Source organism: Pseudomonas sp. HR1, from assembly GCF_030175875.1.
In the GTDB taxonomy this organism is placed as follows: domain Bacteria; phylum Pseudomonadota; class Gammaproteobacteria; order Pseudomonadales; family Pseudomonadaceae; genus Chryseomonas; species Chryseomonas oryzihabitans.
In genome coordinates, this window is the sequence record NZ_JASNRF010000051.1 from 1 (window position 1) to 770 (window position 770).

At 62.3% G+C, this 770-nt stretch carries 1 protein-coding gene; it reads right to left on the bottom strand.

The window, feature by feature from the left end; genetic code table 11:
• A partial coding sequence (locus QKY98_RS23540) for a response regulator (RefSeq protein ID WP_284671694.1) occupies nucleotides 1-560 on the bottom strand: 560 nt, incomplete at its 3' end.
• Between the last annotated feature and the right edge of the window lie 210 nt (nucleotides 561-770).

The following is a 770-nucleotide window of genomic DNA, read 5'->3' on the forward strand; positions in this document are numbered from 1 at the left end:
GTGTCGCAGTCGAAATTCATGTCCCAGACCCGCGAGATGATCTCGGTGCGGGAGAGCACTTCGCCCTGGCGCTGCATGAGCAGATGAAGCAGCGCAAATTCCTTGCTGGTCAGGTCGATGCGTTGGTCGCCGCGAAAGGCCCGATGGCGAAAGGGATGCAGTTCGAGGTCGGCCAGTTGCAGGGTCTCGCTGAGCACTCGCGTCTCGCCGCGCCTGAGCAGCGCGCGGATGCGGGCGAGCAACTCCGGAAATTCGAAAGGCTTGGTCAGATAGTCGTCAGCGCCGGCGTCCAGTCCACGGACGCGTTCGCTGGTGCGGCTCTGCCCCGTCAGCAGCATCACCCGGGTCTGCTTGCGTCGGCGCAGCAATTCCAGGACTTCCAGGCCATCCATCGTCGGCAGATTGATGTCCAGCAGGATCAGGTCGTAGTCCTGCTGGAGGGCCAGATGCAAGCCATCGATTCCGGTCGCGGCCCGATCGACCACATAGCCATTCTCCGTGAGGCCCTGCTGCAGATAATCCGCAGCCCGGGCTTCGTCTTCCACTATCAGTAAGCGCATCGTCGGTGTCGGTCGTGTCGAGAGGGCGACGCAGGCTGCAGCCTGTAGCCAGTAGAGGGTCAAGCGACCAAGCCTGCCGCTATCCTTGCCCGGCGGCAACTTCCTTACAGCTTTGTAATGTTGGCGTCACCGGAGCGATAGGTGGCGCTCCCTAGAGTCGGCTCCGCTATCACGCGACGATCTCTTCGAACGTCGCGCCTTCTGCACAGG